General features: G+C 63.6%; 12 protein-coding genes. 7 read left to right on the top strand and 5 right to left on the bottom strand.

Features of this window, described 5'->3' with window-relative positions:
* Positions 1 to 71 precede the first annotated feature (71 nt).
* Positions 72 to 779 carry a transcriptional regulator NanR gene (locus tag MKD49_RS17545; protein ID WP_121038190.1) on the top strand — a complete coding sequence of 236 codons (708 nt, stop codon included), beginning with the start codon at positions 72 to 74 and terminating at the stop codon, positions 777 to 779.
* Between the two features lie 13 nt (positions 780 to 792).
* Here MKD49_RS17545 and MKD49_RS17540 read toward each other — a convergent pair whose 3' ends face one another.
* Both MKD49_RS17540 and MKD49_RS17535 read right to left on the bottom strand, forming a co-directional pair.
* Positions 793 to 1,560 (bottom strand): hypothetical protein, encoded by a 768-nt coding sequence (locus tag MKD49_RS17540; protein WP_252696927.1) that lies wholly within the window; start codon positions 1,558 to 1,560, stop codon positions 793 to 795.
* A gap of 212 nt (positions 1,561 to 1,772) precedes the next feature.
* Positions 1,773 to 2,438 (bottom strand): metalloregulator ArsR/SmtB family transcription factor, encoded by a 666-nt coding sequence (locus MKD49_RS17535; RefSeq protein WP_252696926.1) that lies wholly within the window; start codon positions 2,436 to 2,438, stop codon positions 1,773 to 1,775.
* A 159-nt stretch (positions 2,439 to 2,597) separates the two neighbouring features.
* Between MKD49_RS17535 and MKD49_RS17530 the strand changes: the two genes are divergently transcribed.
* On the top strand, positions 2,598 to 4,037 hold the full coding sequence (locus tag MKD49_RS17530) for an MFS transporter (RefSeq protein ID WP_252696925.1): 1,440 nt from the start codon (positions 2,598 to 2,600) through the stop codon (positions 4,035 to 4,037).
* 114 nt (positions 4,038 to 4,151) lie between these two features.
* On the opposite strand, the gene MKD49_RS17525 is transcribed toward MKD49_RS17530, so the two are convergent.
* A complete protein-coding gene (locus MKD49_RS17525) occupies positions 4,152 to 4,742 on the bottom strand; it encodes a YigZ family protein (protein WP_034338619.1) in 591 nt (196 codons plus the stop codon).
* A gap of 13 nt (positions 4,743 to 4,755) precedes the next feature.
* Positions 4,756 to 5,649, bottom strand: coding sequence for a hypothetical protein (locus MKD49_RS17520; RefSeq protein ID WP_252696924.1), 894 nt, complete (start codon positions 5,647 to 5,649; stop codon positions 4,756 to 4,758).
* Between the two features lie 147 nt (positions 5,650 to 5,796).
* Here MKD49_RS17520 and MKD49_RS17515 point away from each other — a divergent pair, with 147 nt between their 5' ends.
* Positions 5,797 to 6,771: a patatin-like phospholipase family protein gene (locus MKD49_RS17515; protein WP_252696923.1), complete on the top strand. Its 975-nt coding sequence runs from the start codon at positions 5,797 to 5,799 to the stop codon at positions 6,769 to 6,771.
* Between the two features lie 90 nt (positions 6,772 to 6,861).
* On the opposite strand, the gene MKD49_RS17510 is transcribed toward MKD49_RS17515, so the two are convergent.
* The gene (locus MKD49_RS17510) at positions 6,862 to 7,464 is read right to left on the bottom strand and encodes a C40 family peptidase (RefSeq protein ID WP_039788715.1); all 603 of its coding nucleotides are present in this window, start codon (positions 7,462 to 7,464) and stop codon (positions 6,862 to 6,864) included.
* Positions 7,465 to 7,815: 351 nt separating this feature from the next.
* Here MKD49_RS17510 and MKD49_RS17505 point away from each other — a divergent pair, with 351 nt between their 5' ends.
* The 4 genes from MKD49_RS17505 (at position 7,816) to greA (ending at position 13,808) form a co-directional block, all read left to right on the top strand.
* Positions 7,816 to 8,223 carry a heme-binding protein gene (locus MKD49_RS17505; protein WP_034338629.1) on the top strand — a complete coding sequence of 136 codons (408 nt, stop codon included), beginning with the start codon at positions 7,816 to 7,818 and terminating at the stop codon, positions 8,221 to 8,223.
* Between the two features lie 311 nt (positions 8,224 to 8,534).
* Positions 8,535 to 9,698, top strand: a complete 1,164-nt coding sequence (gene carA, locus MKD49_RS17500) for a glutamine-hydrolyzing carbamoyl-phosphate synthase small subunit (protein WP_008326829.1) — start codon at positions 8,535 to 8,537, stop codon at positions 9,696 to 9,698.
* Entirely contained in the window at positions 9,691 to 12,924 is a 3,234-nt protein-coding gene (carB, locus tag MKD49_RS17495) for a carbamoyl-phosphate synthase large subunit (protein ID WP_121038208.1), read from the top strand. Before carA ends, carB begins: the two co-directional genes overlap by 8 nt.
* Before the next feature lie 407 nt (positions 12,925 to 13,331).
* Entirely contained in the window at positions 13,332 to 13,808 is a 477-nt protein-coding gene (greA, locus tag MKD49_RS17490) for a transcription elongation factor GreA (protein ID WP_013233401.1), read from the top strand.
* Positions 13,809 to 13,895 lie beyond the last annotated feature (87 nt).

The raw sequence follows: 13,895 nt of genomic DNA, 5'->3' as shown, positions 1-13,895 counted from the left end.
AATCACAGTGCTGGCGCGGGATTGTGGTAGAGTGCGCGTCCAACGAAACCTACAATTGAGACAGTGCAGCCATGCCGGAACCGATACAGCGACGCAAGTTATACCAGGAAGTCCTGGAGCGCCTGATGGCGCGCATTCATCAAGGGGAATTCCCGGCGGGTTCCCAGCTGCCTTCCGAACGCGACCTGATGGACCAGTACGGCGTGGGCCGTCCGGCCGTGCGCGAAGCGCTGCAGGCCATGGAGCGTTCCGGCTTCGTGGAAATTGCCCATGGTGAACGGGCGCGCGTGGTTGATCCCACGGCCGACCGCCTGATCGCCCAGATCGCGGCCGGTGCCCAGCATCTCTTGCGTACCAAGCCGGACATGCTCAGGCATATGAAGGAAGCGCGCGTTTTCCTGGAAACCAGCACCGCCCGCATGGCCGCTGAACGCGCCACCGAGGAGCAGGTCGCGCGCCTGCGCGAGGCCATCGCCGCACACCGCGCCTCGATGGTCAACCTGGAGGAATTCATCGAACGCGACATGGCTTTCCATCGCGAGATCGCCGACATCAGCGGCAACCCCATCTTCCCCTCGGTGGTGGAGTCGATGTTCCGTTGGGCCAGCGAGTTCTACACCACCCTGGTGCGCGCCCCCGGCGCGGAGGAACTGACCCTGGCCGAGCACCAGCGCATCGTCGACGCCATTGCCGCGCATGACGGCGATGCCGCCGCCGACGCCATGCGCGCGCATCTGATGCGGGCCAATGATCTGTACCGGGAGCTGGGCCAGCAGTAATGGGGAAGCGGCCCTAACGCAGCATGCCGTGCCAGGTCGGCTGTTTTTCTTCGTGATAATAAGGGCGGGTCAGCGGTGCCGACATCACCGCCGCATCGGCCAGCACCGTGACCGTGAACAGGGCGGGCGGGCCGTCATAGCGGCGGCAGGCCTGGGCTGAATTGCGGTTGTTGTGCATGTCCACCACCAGCAGGCGCTTCTCCTCTTCGCTCATGCCCGGCGTGGGCGGCGGGGCCATGCGCTTGGGCGGGATCACCAGGGCATCGCCCGGTTCCACCCACAGGTCGGCCAGGCTGATTTCATTGACGTAAGGACGCCAGCGCGCCACCGTGATCACCAGCGGTTCGGGTCCGCGCGAAAAGAAGATGTGCGCGAAATCGTGATACTCCAGGTCGGTGGCATTCCAGGTCAGCAGCTCGCGGCTGCGGCCATCGCCCAGGTAGGGCGATTCATAGCCGGCCCACTTGCCATAGGTGTAGTCGGCCATCACCAGGTTGTCGAAGGGAAAGTGCAGGCACTGGCCGTCGCGCAACAGGGTCGCGCCGAAAGCCTGGGCGTTCTCCGGAGTGGCGGGCAGCGGCTCGTAGCGTACCTCGGGAACACGGAAATCGAATTCGGTAATCTCGTAAGAGGGCCAGTCCTTGGGTGTGACGGTGCGCTGCCAATGGGCGATGTCGCGGTAGGTCGCACCGCGTTCAAGGGCCGGCGCTTCCGGTGCCAGCGTGATGAGCTCGCCCACGGCGGTCTCGCTCTGGCTGCCCACGCCCCTTTGGTTGAGCATGTACGGATATCGTACGGGGTCGAGCAAGGGCGTTGACGGCCCATCCTTGATGAAGAGTACGGGATCGAAATCACTCTGGTCTGGCGGCATGGCTTCCCCTGGTGTTGGTACGTTGGCGCGTTGGCTTGTGGCGATGGCCGTGCGGCCTCCCCCGAGGCGGCGCGGCGAGCGCGATCTTCGCACATTTCCGGCCGTGCCGGCAGTTCCGCGCTTCAGCGTACGGGCAAGCGCCGGATACGATAGACGCAGCGCCGGCCGCCTGCGGGCAGGTGTTCCTCCCGGGTGATGGCGAACTCCTCGCCCAGCACCTCGCCAAAGAGCTGCAGCTCCGAACGGCAAAATCCCTGGCAAGTGCTGGCGGCGGCGCAGATGGGACAGTGGTCTTCGATCAGCAACCAATCCTTTCCTTGCTTTTCCACCCGTGCCATGTAGCCCTCGGCGGTGCGCAGCTCGGCCAGCCGCTGCAGGCGCTTGCCGGGTGCCGTGATCCCGTCGCACTGCAGCAGGTAGTCCGCACGCATGTCCTGCTCGCGCTGGTCGATCAGCTTGTGCAGGCCGGGTTCGCCAAAGAGCTGGCGGATCGAACCGATCAGTTGCACCGTCAGTTGGGCATGCGTGTCCGGGAAGCGGCGATGGCCGGCACCGGTCAACTCCCAGTCCTGGCGCGGCCTTCCGGCCCGCACGGTAGTCTGGACCTGGCGCGGGCAGATCAGGCCGTCGGCCGCCAGCTTCTGCAATTGCTGGCGCGCCGCCTCGGGCGTGATCTGCAGTTCGCCTGCCAGTTCGGCGGTGGACGCCGGTCCGCGTGTCTTCAGGCGCAGCAGGAGACGTTCGGCCGTGCTGGGGCCGGTGTCGGCAGCAGAGCTTTCATCGCGCATGATATTTTCCAAGTGTTTACTTGTTTAATTAAAAAATTGCTCTTACCATTTGCGGTAATTAAGCAAGAATTGACTTGCATAATATCCCGGTGTCCCATCCTTGTCGATGCGGTCCCGGGCCACGCATCGTGTCCGCTGCATTGAGAAAGGCCTGTTGCCATGACTCGTTCTTCCACCTCATCCCTTTCCCCAGGCGCCGCGCCGGCTGCAGCCGGCTGGGGTGAACTGCTGGGCCCGCACCGCTGGCGCGCCGTCGCGCTGACCGGTGGGGTCGCCCTGTATGCGATCAACGTGCACATCGTCACCACCATCCTGCCCTCCGTGGTGCGGGATATCGGCGGCCTGGCGTATTACGCCTGGAACGTGACGCTCTTCGTGGCCGCCTCCATCGCCGGTTCCGCCTTGACCGGCAAGCTCATGGGGGCGCTGGGCGCGCGCGCCACCTACCTGATGGCACTGGCGCTGTTCGGCAGCGGCGCCTTGCTGTGCGGCAGCGCAGGCAGCATGGGATGGATGCTGGCGGGGCGGGCGGTGCAGGGCGTCGGCGGCGGTCTGCTGGCTGCGCTGGCGTATGCCCTGATCCCGCTGGTGTTCGCGCCGCGCATGTGGCCGCGTGCCATCGCGCTGGTGTCCGGCATGTGGGGTGTCTCGACCTTGCTGGGGCCCGCCGTCGGTGGCCTGTTTGCCGCCAGCGGCCATTGGCGCGTGGCGTTCTATGCCCTGTTGCCCTTGCTTGCCGCACAGGCCTGGCTGGTGTGGCGGCAATTGGGGCCGGCGACGGTGCGCAGCGCGAGCGGCCCGGCGCAGGCCGTGCCGCTGGGTCGCATCGCCTTGCTGGCGTCATCGGTAGTGCTGGTAGCGCTGGCCGCACAGGCCGATGATGACTGGCTGGCCTCGGCCTGCGTGCTGGCGGGGTTGCTGCTGGCGGTGTGGATGGCGCGTATCGACCTGCGCCATCGCGCGAACCTGTTGCCGCACGCGGCTTATCGGCCGCGTACGGTGATGGGCGGGGTGATGGCCTGCATCGCCTTGCTGGTCATGGGCAGTTGCGTGGAAATCTTCCTGCCGTATTTCCTGCAGGGCTTGCACGGCTACGACCCGCTGGGCGCCGGCTATGCGACGGCGGCCATGGCAGCGGGCTGGAGCCTGGGTTCGCTGGGCGGTTCGGGTCTGAGCGGACGGGCGGCCTTGCGCATGATCCGGCTCGGTCCCTGCATGATGACGCTGGGCATGGCGCTGCTGGCGTTCTTGATGCCGGCGCAATGGCTGCCCGCTGGCGCGCTGGCCGATGGCCTGATCGTGCTGGCGCTGGGGGCGACGGGCCTGGGCATCGGCATGGGCTGGCCGCATCTGGTGGCCCGTGCGCTGCATGCGGCGCAGCCCGGCGAAGAGAACCTGACCTCGTCGGCCATCACGACGGTGCAATTGTTTGCCATGGCGCTGGGGGCGGCACTGGCGGGACTGGTGGCCAATCAGGCCGGGCTGGGAGCGGGCGGGGCAGAGGCCACTGCGCGCGCAGCCTGGGTATTGCTGGCGCTGTTCACGCTGGCACCGGCACTGGCGATCTTCGTGGCGCGCAGTGTGGCACGGGACCGTTGAGGGTGGCATGAATGCTTCAACACCGTTGACGGAAATCGACTACCACCTGCTCGTGGCGGAATTCGACATGCTGTGGTCGCGTCCGCCCGAAGCGGCACGGCGGGCGCGCATGGATCAGATGATGCGCTTGATCTCGGCGTTCGAAGAGAGCCGGCGAATGGCCTCCTCGGCCTGCGACAGCGCCGCTTCGGGCAAGCGCAGGTGAAGATGGGCCAGGGTGTCGTGGCGGCTGTCCAGCAATTCGTATTTCTGCTGGGCCAGCCAGTGGCGCAGCTGCGGCTCGGCGGAATAGACCACGCCGATCTCGATCTCGGCTTGGGCCACGCGTTCGGTGCGCTCCGTGCTCTTGAGCGCAGTCGCAATCGCCTCGGTATAGGCGCGCACCAGACCGCCTGCGCCGAGTTTGACGCCACCGTAGTAACGCACCACCATGGCCAGCACGCCATCGAGCTCGTGGTGGCGCAGCACTTCCAGCATCGGGCGTCCCGCCGTTCCTGACGGTTCGCCATCGTCGGACATGCCGGACTGGCCCCCGGCCATCAATGCCCAGCAGACATGGGTGGCGCTGCGATGGGCATCACGCATTCGGGCGATTTCCTGCATGGCGGCTTCGCGGCCGGGCACCGGCGTGACGATGCCGATGAAGCGGCTCTTGCGGATTTCCAGTTCGATCTCGGCGCGCCGGGCGATGGTGAAGGTGGCCATGAAAGAGGGCGCTTCAGTCCTGCTGCGGAGCGGCGCCCTTGAGCAGGGCCAGTTCGGCGCGCAGGCCCTGGTTCTCTTCCGACAGGCGGCTCACGCGCGACTGCAGGGCAGCGATTTCGCGGCGCAGGGTGGCAGTGAGTTCGTTTTCCTGGCCCTCCACCAGCGGGATGGCGTTTTCCGTGATCGCCTCATCGGGCTTGGGTGCGCGCGGGGTGCGGGTGGCAGCTTTCTGTTCGCGCACCTTCTTGGCGGCTTCGCGCAATTCCTTCTTGCCCCCGGCCACGGCGCTGACCTGCGCCTCGCTGGGCAGGGTTGCCACGGCGGCGGCGGCATTGATGGAGATGGCACCATTGCGCACTGCTTCCACCAGCTCGGGCGCGGCCGTCTTGCGGATGCGGTCGATCTGGCCGATGGTGGCGCTGCTGATGCCGGCGGCGCGGGCGATGTCTTCGCGGGTCTTGATGCGGCCGGTGTTGTCGTCGGCGTGCCAGGGATCGTCACTGGCCGCAGGCGCATCGCTGGCGGCAGCGCCTTCGTTCTCTTCAGTGCTGGTGTTTTTCGCTGGCGTGGCCTCGGCCTTGGTGCGGGCGGCGATGATGTCGCGCTTGCGCAGGGCCAGCATGCCGCGCTGGAAGTCCGAGACGCTGCGGCGGCCGAGCTGGTTGTCGATCATCCAGAGCAGCACATCTTCCAGCGAGCCGAAGCTGTCGTTCTGGATCGTCTTGAAAGGCAGATCGTACTTGCTGCAGATTTCGTAACGGTTGTGACCATCGATGAGCACGTCGCCCCACAGCACCAGCGCATCGCGGCAGCCTTCGGCCAGCAGGCTGCGTTCCAGCGCCGCGTACTCGTTGGGGGTGAGGGGATCGATGTACTGCTTCAGTTCTTCGTTGATGACGATATTCATGTGCCTATGCTGCCTGTGATGCCTGGATGGGCCGGACCGGATCGAAAAGCCAGGGGCCGCATTCTACACCACCGCCTTCCGTGCTCTCCGGACGGGCAGGGCGCTTGCAGTACAATGTCGGGCTTCGTCACTGCTTTCCCTCGCGTCATGCGCCTCTCCTCTCGCTTGATGGCTGCGGCCATCGCTTCGGTATTTCTTCTCTCTGCCTGCGGTACCTCTTCGCTCTTGCCGGGCGGCGCTGGCAACAAGCCCGTGGAGGCCAGCGGAGCCACGCCGGCCGGTACGGCGGTTGCGCCCAGCGCCACGGCGGCACCGACGCCACGCCGCATCAAGATCGGCCTGGCATTGGGCGGCGGCGCAGCGCGCGGCTTTGCCCACATCGGCGTGATCAAGGCACTGGAAGCCCAAGGCATCACCGTCGATGTGGTGGCCGGCACCAGCGCCGGCAGCCTGGTCGGGGCGCTCTATGCGGCGGGCAATGATGGCTTCGCCCTGCAGAAGCTGGCGCTGGCCATGGATGAGGCCGCCATCTCGGACTGGTCGGTGCCGCTGTTCTCCAAGGTCAGCGGCGTGCTCAAGGGCGAGGGCGTGCAGAACTACGTCAACAAGGCCGTGCACAACGTCCCCATCGAGAAATTCAAGATCCCCTTCGGCGCGGTCGCCACCGACCTGCGCACCGGCCAGCCCATCCTGTTCCAGCGCGGCAATGCCGGCACCGCGGTGCGGGCTTCGTCAGCGGTGCCGGGGGTGTTCCAGTCGGTCAGGATCGGCGACCACACCTATGTGGATGGCGGGCTGGTGTCGCCGGTACCGGTGCGCTTTGCGCGGCAGATGGGAGCGGACTTCGTGATCGCGGTCAACATCTCGGCCAATCCGGAGGCGCAGGCGGCCTCCAGCAGCTCCATCGACGTGCTGCTGCAGACCTTCGCCATCATGGGCCAGACCATCAACCAGTATGAGTTGAAGAACGCCGACATCGTCCTGCAGCCGGGCCTGGGTGCGATGAAAGGCAGCGACTTCGCCAGCCGCAACGTGGCCATTCTGGCTGGCGAGCAGGCCGCCACCGCTGCCATGCCGGAAATCAAGCGCAAGCTCAAGCTCATGGCGACCGGCGGCAATTGATGGCTTGGCCGTTTTTGGCCGTACTATGAACGAAAAAAAGGCCGCTGTCTCCAGCGGCCTTTTGCCATGCGGTCTGCACCGCGATGGTGATCATTTCTGTTCTTCTTCACCTGCGATGATGCGGCGTGCACCATTGAAGCGCTTCTTCCAGTAGGACTCGTCCATGCTCTCGATACGCACCTGGCCGCCGGCCGAAGGGGAGTGGATGAACTTGCCGTCGCCCAGGTAGATGCCGACGTGCGAGAACCCGCGGCGCAAGGTGTTGTAGAACACCAGGTCGCCGGGCTGCAGGTTGTCGCTGCCGATCTTCTCGCCCACGCGGCTGATTTCCAGCGAGGTGCGCGGCAGGTCGGTGCCCCATGCTTCCTTGAAGACGTAACGCACCAGTCCGCTGCAATCCAGGCCGGTATCGGGCGAATTGCCGCCGTAGCGGTAATTGATGCCCAGCATGGCCAGGGCCTGGGTCGCCAGTTCGGAGGCGCGGTTGGTGATGTCTTGCAGGCGGGCGATCGCGAGATTGGTCTTGCTGATCAGCAGCTGGGCTTGCGGGGAGGTGGCTTGGGGAGGGGGAAGATCCTGCGCTGCCAGGGAAAGGTCAGCGGAATAGGCCGATGCACTGATCCAAAGGCCGGCTGCGAGCGCGCACGCACGAGCGGTTTGTCGTCGGATTCGGTCAGATCGGCGTAGGGTCATCGGGATCCTCTCAAAATAGGATTGCGGGACTGTAAGGTAAATCTTACGGCTTGTCAAAAGCTGGATTCGTGCCAGCTTGTCAAACTGAAATCATTTATGGGGCAAAAGCGGGGTATTTGGCGGCTTCTCCCAGTCAGTGTTTTTCCTACACGGGGTAGGAAAATATTTCGGCTAAATGATTTACGTTTTTGCAGAAAGTTTCCTTGATGCATGAGAAAAGCGATCGAGAGGGCCGCGTTGATGCAAAAATCTTCATCTATTGGTGAAAGATGAGTTGGCCGGGCGGGATGTCAAAAAAGACTTTCTGGCCGTACAATCAGCGTTCAATTTTTTCTGCCTATCGGAGCCACCATGCAAACCAAACCGTTCCTGTCGCTGGACGACGTCAAGAAGATCGCTGCCGGCGCTGAAGCCGAAGCCCGTGCCAACAACTGGAACGTGGCCATCTCGGTGGTCGACGACGGCGGCCACCTGCTGTGGCTGCAGCGCATGGACGGCGCTGCCCCGATCTCCTCGCAGATCGCCCCGGCCAAGGCCCGCACCGCCGCCCTGGGCCGCCGCGAAAGCAAGATCTATGAAGACATGATCAACAACGGTCGCGTCTCCTTCCTGAGCGCCCCCGGCCTGGACGGCCTGCTCGAAGGCGGTGTGCCGGTGGTGGTTGAAGGCCATTACGTCGGCGCCGTCGGCGTTTCCGGCGTGAAGTCCTCGGAAGACGTGCAGATCGCCAAGGCCGGTATCGCTGCCCTGGGCCTGTAATTTCCCTTCGACGCCGGCGGCCTTGCCGGCCGGCGTTCCCGCCTTGCTTGCACGCTGTTTCGGTGCAATTTCGGTGCAATTTACGCCAACTTTCGGCAATCTACGATTTGCCGGAGGGAGGCTTTTGCGCTATAATCGAGCGGTTTAGCCAATTTTATCCGCCGTAGCGCATACCCATTCCTCTTCCTCGTTCCCAACAGGCCCAGCCACGCTTCCGTACCGAATGAGTCGGGGTGTTCGCGCCGGTCAGTTTGGCGCGCAAAGGTCTACCGGTCATCCAGCCGCGGCGGTAACAATCTCAGGAGTTACCCTTGCTGCCTCTTCTTTCCGGTCCCGCGATTCCGGCCGTCCTCGCGCTCGCAGACGGGTCTGTCTTCCAAGGTTTTTCCATCGGCGCCGCAGGCAACACCACCGGTGAGGTCGTGTTCAATACCGCGATGACCGGCTACCAGGAAATCCTGACCGACCCCAGCTACAGCCGCCAGATCGTCACCCTCACTTATCCGCACATCGGCAACACGGGCGTGAACCGTGAAGACGTCGAAGCTTCGCAGATCCACGCCGCCGGCCTCATCATCAAGGACCTGCCGCGCCTGCTGTCGAACTTCCGCAGCCAGCAATCGCTGTCGGATTACCTCAAGGAAGGCAACATCGTCTCCATCGCCGGCATCGATACCCGCAAGCTGACCCGCATCCTGCGCGAGAAGGGTGCCCAGAACGGCGCCATCGTCGCCGGTGAAGCCGATATCGCTGCCGCTACCGCCAAAGCACTGGAACTGGCGCGCGCCTTCCCGGGCCTGGCCGGCATGGACCTGGCCAAGGTGGTTTCCACCCGGAAGGCCTACAACTGGACCGAGACCGAATGGCGCCTGGGCCGCGGCTATGGCCAGCAGATCACCCCGAAATTCCACGTGGTCGCCTTTGACTACGGCGTCAAGTACAACATCCTGCGCATGCTGGCCGAGCGCGGCTGCAAGGTCACCGTGCTGCCGGCACAAGCCACCGCCGCCGAAGCGCTGGCCCTGAATCCGGACGGCATCTTCCTCTCCAACGGTCCTGGCGATCCGGAACCCTGTGATTACGCCATCGCTGCGTCCAAGGAACTGATCGAGCGCGGCATCCCGACCTTCGGCATCTGCCTGGGTCACCAGATCATGGCCCTGGCCTCCGGTGCCAAGACCCTCAAGATGAAGTTCGGCCACCACGGCGCCAACCACCCGGTGCAGGACCTGGACAGCAAGCAGGTGATGATCACCTCGCAGAACCACGGTTTCGCCGTGGACCAGGCGACCCTGCCGGCCAACTGCCGCGTGACCCACGTGTCGCTCTTCGATGGCTCGCTGCAAGGCTTCGAGCGCACCGACAAACCTGCTTTCTGCTTCCAGGGCCACCCCGAAGCATCCCCTGGACCGCATGACATCGCTCCCCTGTTCGACAAGTTCGTGGCGATGATGGAGAAGAAACAAAATGCCTAAGCGTACTGACATCAAAAGCATCCTGATCATTGGCGCTGGCCCGATCATCATCGGCCAGGCCTGCGAATTCGACTATTCCGGCGCCCAGGCCTGCAAGGCCCTGCGTGAAGAAGGTTTCAAGGTCATCCTGGTCAACAGCAATCCGGCCACCATCATGACCGACCCGGAAATGGCCGATGCCACCTACATCGAGCCGATCACCTGGCAAGCGGTGGAACGCATCATCGCCAAGGAAAAGCCGGACGCCATCCTGCCGACCATGGGCGGCCAGACCGCGCTGAACTGCGCACTGGACCTGCACCGCAACGGCGTGCTGGACAAGTACAAGGTCGAGCTGATCGGTGCGACTCCGGAAGCCATCGACAAGGCTGAAGACCGCTCCAAGTTCAAACAAGCCATGACCAAGATCGGCCTGGGTTCGGCTCGTTCGGGCGTGTCGCACACGATGGAAGAATCGTGGGCGGTGCAGAAGACCATCGGCTTCCCGGTCATCATCCGTCCGTCCTTCACCATGGGCGGCACCGGCGGCGGCATCGCCTACAACGCCGAAGAATTCGAAACCATCTGCAAGCGCGGCCTGGAAGCTTCGCCGACCTCCGAACTGCTGATCGAAGAATCGCTGATCGGCTGGAAGGAATACGAAATGGAAGTGGTCCGCGACAAGGCGGACAACTGCATCATCGTCTGCTCCATCGAAAACCTGGACCCGATGGGTGTGCATACCGGCGACTCCATCACCGTGGCGCCGGCCCAGACGCTGACCGACAAGGAATACCAGATCATGCGTAACGCCTCGCTGGCGGTGCTGCGTGAAATCGGTGTGGATACCGGCGGCTCCAACGTGCAGTTCTCGGTCAACCCGGCCGATGGCCGCATGATCGTCATCGAAATGAACCCGCGCGTCTCGCGTTCCTCGGCACTGGCCTCCAAGGCGACCGGCTTCCCGATCGCCAAGATCGCCGCCAAGCTGGCCGTGGGCTTCACCCTCGACGAACTGCGCAACGAGATCACCGGCGGTGCGACCCCGGCGTCCTTCGAGCCGTCCATCGACTACGTCGTGACCAAGATCCCGCGCTTCACCTTCGAGAAATTCCCGCAGGCCGACAAGCACCTGACCACCCAGATGAAGTCCGTGGGTGAAGTCATGGCCATCGGCCGTACCTTCCAGGAATCCTTCCAGAAGGCTCTGCGCGGCCTGGAAGTGGGCGTGGACGGCATGAACGAAAAGACCACCGACCGCGAACTGATCGAGAAGGAACTGGGCGAACCCGGTCCGGATCGCATCTGGTACGTGGGCGACGCCTTCGCCCAAGGCTTCTCGCTGGAAGAAGTGCATGGTTTGACCCACATCGACCCGTGGTTCCTGTCGCAGATCAAGGAGATCGTCGACATCGAACTGTGGCTGGAAAAGGATGTGGCGCTGGAGTCGCTGGACAAGGCGACCCTGTTCCAGCTGAAGCAGAAGGGCTTCTCGGATCGCCGCCTGGCCAAGCTGCTGAAGACCACCGACACCGCCGTGCGCGAACAGCGCAAGAAGCTGGGTGTGCGTCCGGTCTTCAAGCGCGTCGATACCTGTGCGGGCGAGTTCTCGACCGATACCGCCTACATGTATTCGACCTATGACGAAGAGTGCGAATCCAACCCGACCGACAAGAAGAAGATCATGGTGCTGGGCGGTGGCCCGAACCGTATCGGCCAGGGTATCGAATTCGACTATTGCTGCGTGCATGCCGCGCTGGCCATGCGTGACGATGGTTACGAAACCATCATGGTCAACTGCAACCCGGAAACCGTCTCGACCGACTACGACACCTCCGATCGCCTGTACTTCGAGCCGGTGACGCTGGAAGACGTGCTGGAAATCGTCGACAAGGAAAAGCCGGTCGGCGTGATCGTCCAATACGGCGGCCAGACCCCGCTGAAGCTGGCGCTGGACCTGGAAGCCAATGGCGTGCCCATCGTCGGCACCTCGCCCGACATGATCGACGCCGCCGAAGACCGCGAGCGTTTCCAGAAGCTGCTGCAGGACCTGGGCCTGCGCCAGCCGCCCAACCGTACCGCCCGTACCGAAGCCGACGCGCTGCAACTGGCGCAGGAAATCGGCTATCCGCTGGTGGTCCGCCCGTCCTACGTGCTGGGTGGCCGCGCCATGGAAATCGTCCACGAGCAACGTGACCTGGAGCGCTACATGCGTGAAGCCGTCAAGGTTTCGCATGACTCTCCGGTGCTGCTGGACCGCTTCCTGAACGATGCGATCGAGGTGGATGTGGACTGCCTCTCCGACGGTGAACGTACCTTCATCGGCGGCGTGATGGAACACATCGAACAGGCTGGCGTGCACTCGGGCGACTCGGCTTGCTCGCTGCCGCCGTATTCGCTGTCCAAGGACACCATCGAAGAACTGAAGCGCCAGACCGCGCTGATGGCCAAGGGCCTGAACGTGGTCGGCCTGATGAACGTGCAGTTCGCCATCCAGCAAAGTGAAGTCGATGGCAAGACCGTCGATACCGTCTTCGTGCTGGAAGTGAACCCGCGTGCATCGCGCACCGTGCCCTTCGTCTCCAAGGCCACCGGCCTGCAGCTGGCCAAGATCGCCGCGCGTTGCATGGTCGGCCAGTCGCTGGACAGCCAGGGCATCAAGAACGAAGTCGTGCCGCCTTACTACAGCGTCAAGGAAGCCGTGTTCCCGTTCGTCAAGTTCCCGGGCGTGGATACCATCCTCGGCCCTGAAATGAAGTCCACCGGTGAAGTCATGGGCGTGGGCAAGACCTTCGGCGAAGCCTTCGTGAAGTCGCAGATGGGTGCCGGCGTGAAGCTGCCGAAGTCGGGCAAGGTGTTCCTGTCGGTGAAGAACAGCGACAAGCCGCGTGCCGTGCAAGTGGCGCGCGACCTGGTTGGGCTGGGCTTCTCGATTGTCGCCACCAAGGGGACGGCGGCTGCCATCAGCGCGGCCGGCATTCCCGTGGCCACCGTCAACAAGGTGGTGGAAGGCCGGCCGCACATCGTGGACATGGTCAAGAACAACGAGATCGCCCTCGTGGTGAACACCGTTGAAGAAAAGCGCAACGCCATTGCCGACTCCGGAGCGATCCGCACTTCGGCCCTGGCGGCCCGCGTGACCACCTTCACCACCATCGCCGGTGCCGAAGCGGCAGTGGAAGGCATGCGCCATCTGGACGCGCTGGACGTCTACGATTTACAAGGCCTGCATAAAGCTATACACTAAACCCACAACACGTTACTTTTGCCGGCGTTAGTTTGATGGGCGCCGGCAGGCAAAGAGGGCATCTGAGCAATCGATGCCCTCTCTGACTTTTGGACGACACCCTGCGGCCACAACATGTTCAATGTTGCAGGGCAGATCCGTCCGGGGACGCTAAGGACATGACGCCATCGGGCCACATTCATTTGGGCTTGCGCGTGGCGTCATGTCCTTAGCGGCTCTGAGTCAGAGCGCGTGTTGTTGAAGAGCTGACGGAATCCTGCAGCAACGGTCCGTTCACCAGCCAGACTGTTCCCGTAAAGACAAGGCTTGTCCGCCAGGTTGGCGGCGCGGCTCTCTTTTTGCGTGTTCAGCGGCCGGCGGACCTTGGATGCGTCTTCCGTGTAACCCTAACCTTGAGCAAGAGACTTATGAGCACAGTTCCCCTTACCAAGCGTGGCGCCGAACTTCTGAAGGAAGAATTGCACCGTTTGAAAACCAAAGACCGTCCGGAAGTCATCAATGCGATCGCCGAAGCGCGCGCGCAGGGCGACTTGTCCGAAAACGCCGAATACGAGTCCGCCAAGGAGCGCCAGGCCTTCATCGAAGGCCGTATCGCTGACCTGGAAGGCAAGCTGGGCGCGGCCCAGATCGTCGACCCGGCCGAACTGAACGCCGAAGGCCGCGTGGTCTTCGCCTCCACCGTGGACCTGGAAAACCTGGACAGCGGCGAGAAGGTGACCTACCAGATCGTGGGCCTGGACGAAGCCGACATCAAGGAATCGAAGGTCTCGGTGACCTCGCCCATCGCCCGTGCCCTGATCGGCAAGAGCGCCGGTGACGTGGTGGCCGTGGAAGCCCCCTCGGGCCTGAAGGAATACGAAATCCTGGAAGTGCGCTACGTCTGATGTAGTCCGCCGCATCCGTCTCGCTCAAGCCTGGCGGATGCGGCAATGATCCTGCCGCAATACCGACGCCGGAAATGAAAATGCCCG

The sequence above is a fragment of the Herbaspirillum sp. WGmk3 genome (genome assembly GCF_023952535.1).
Taxonomy (GTDB): domain Bacteria; phylum Pseudomonadota; class Gammaproteobacteria; order Burkholderiales; family Burkholderiaceae_D; genus Herbaspirillum; species Herbaspirillum huttiense.
Note: the sequence above shows the minus strand (reverse complement) of the source record. Positions and strands in the feature narration are given on the sequence as shown.

Coding starts and splice junctions, on each gene's coding strand:
- MKD49_RS17545 (WP_121038190.1), top strand. CDS start 72: ATGCCGGAACCGATACAGCGACGCAAGTTATACCAGGAAGTCCTGGAG.
- MKD49_RS17540 (WP_252696927.1), bottom strand. CDS start 1,560: ATGCTCAACCAAAGGGGCGTGGGCAGCCAGAGCGAGACCGCCGTGGGC.
- MKD49_RS17535 (WP_252696926.1), bottom strand. CDS start 2,438: ATGCGCGATGAAAGCTCTGCTGCCGACACCGGCCCCAGCACGGCCGAA.
- MKD49_RS17530 (WP_252696925.1), top strand. CDS start 2,598: ATGACTCGTTCTTCCACCTCATCCCTTTCCCCAGGCGCCGCGCCGGCT.
- MKD49_RS17525 (WP_034338619.1), bottom strand. CDS start 4,742: ATGGCCACCTTCACCATCGCCCGGCGCGCCGAGATCGAACTGGAAATC.
- MKD49_RS17520 (WP_252696924.1), bottom strand. CDS start 5,649: ATGAATATCGTCATCAACGAAGAACTGAAGCAGTACATCGATCCCCTC.
- MKD49_RS17515 (WP_252696923.1), top strand. CDS start 5,797: ATGCGCCTCTCCTCTCGCTTGATGGCTGCGGCCATCGCTTCGGTATTT.
- MKD49_RS17510 (WP_039788715.1), bottom strand. CDS start 7,464: ATGACCCTACGCCGATCTGACCGAATCCGACGACAAACCGCTCGTGCG.
- MKD49_RS17505 (WP_034338629.1), top strand. CDS start 7,816: ATGCAAACCAAACCGTTCCTGTCGCTGGACGACGTCAAGAAGATCGCT.
- carB (WP_121038208.1), top strand. CDS start 9,691: ATGCCTAAGCGTACTGACATCAAAAGCATCCTGATCATTGGCGCTGGC.
- greA (WP_013233401.1), top strand. CDS start 13,332: ATGAGCACAGTTCCCCTTACCAAGCGTGGCGCCGAACTTCTGAAGGAA.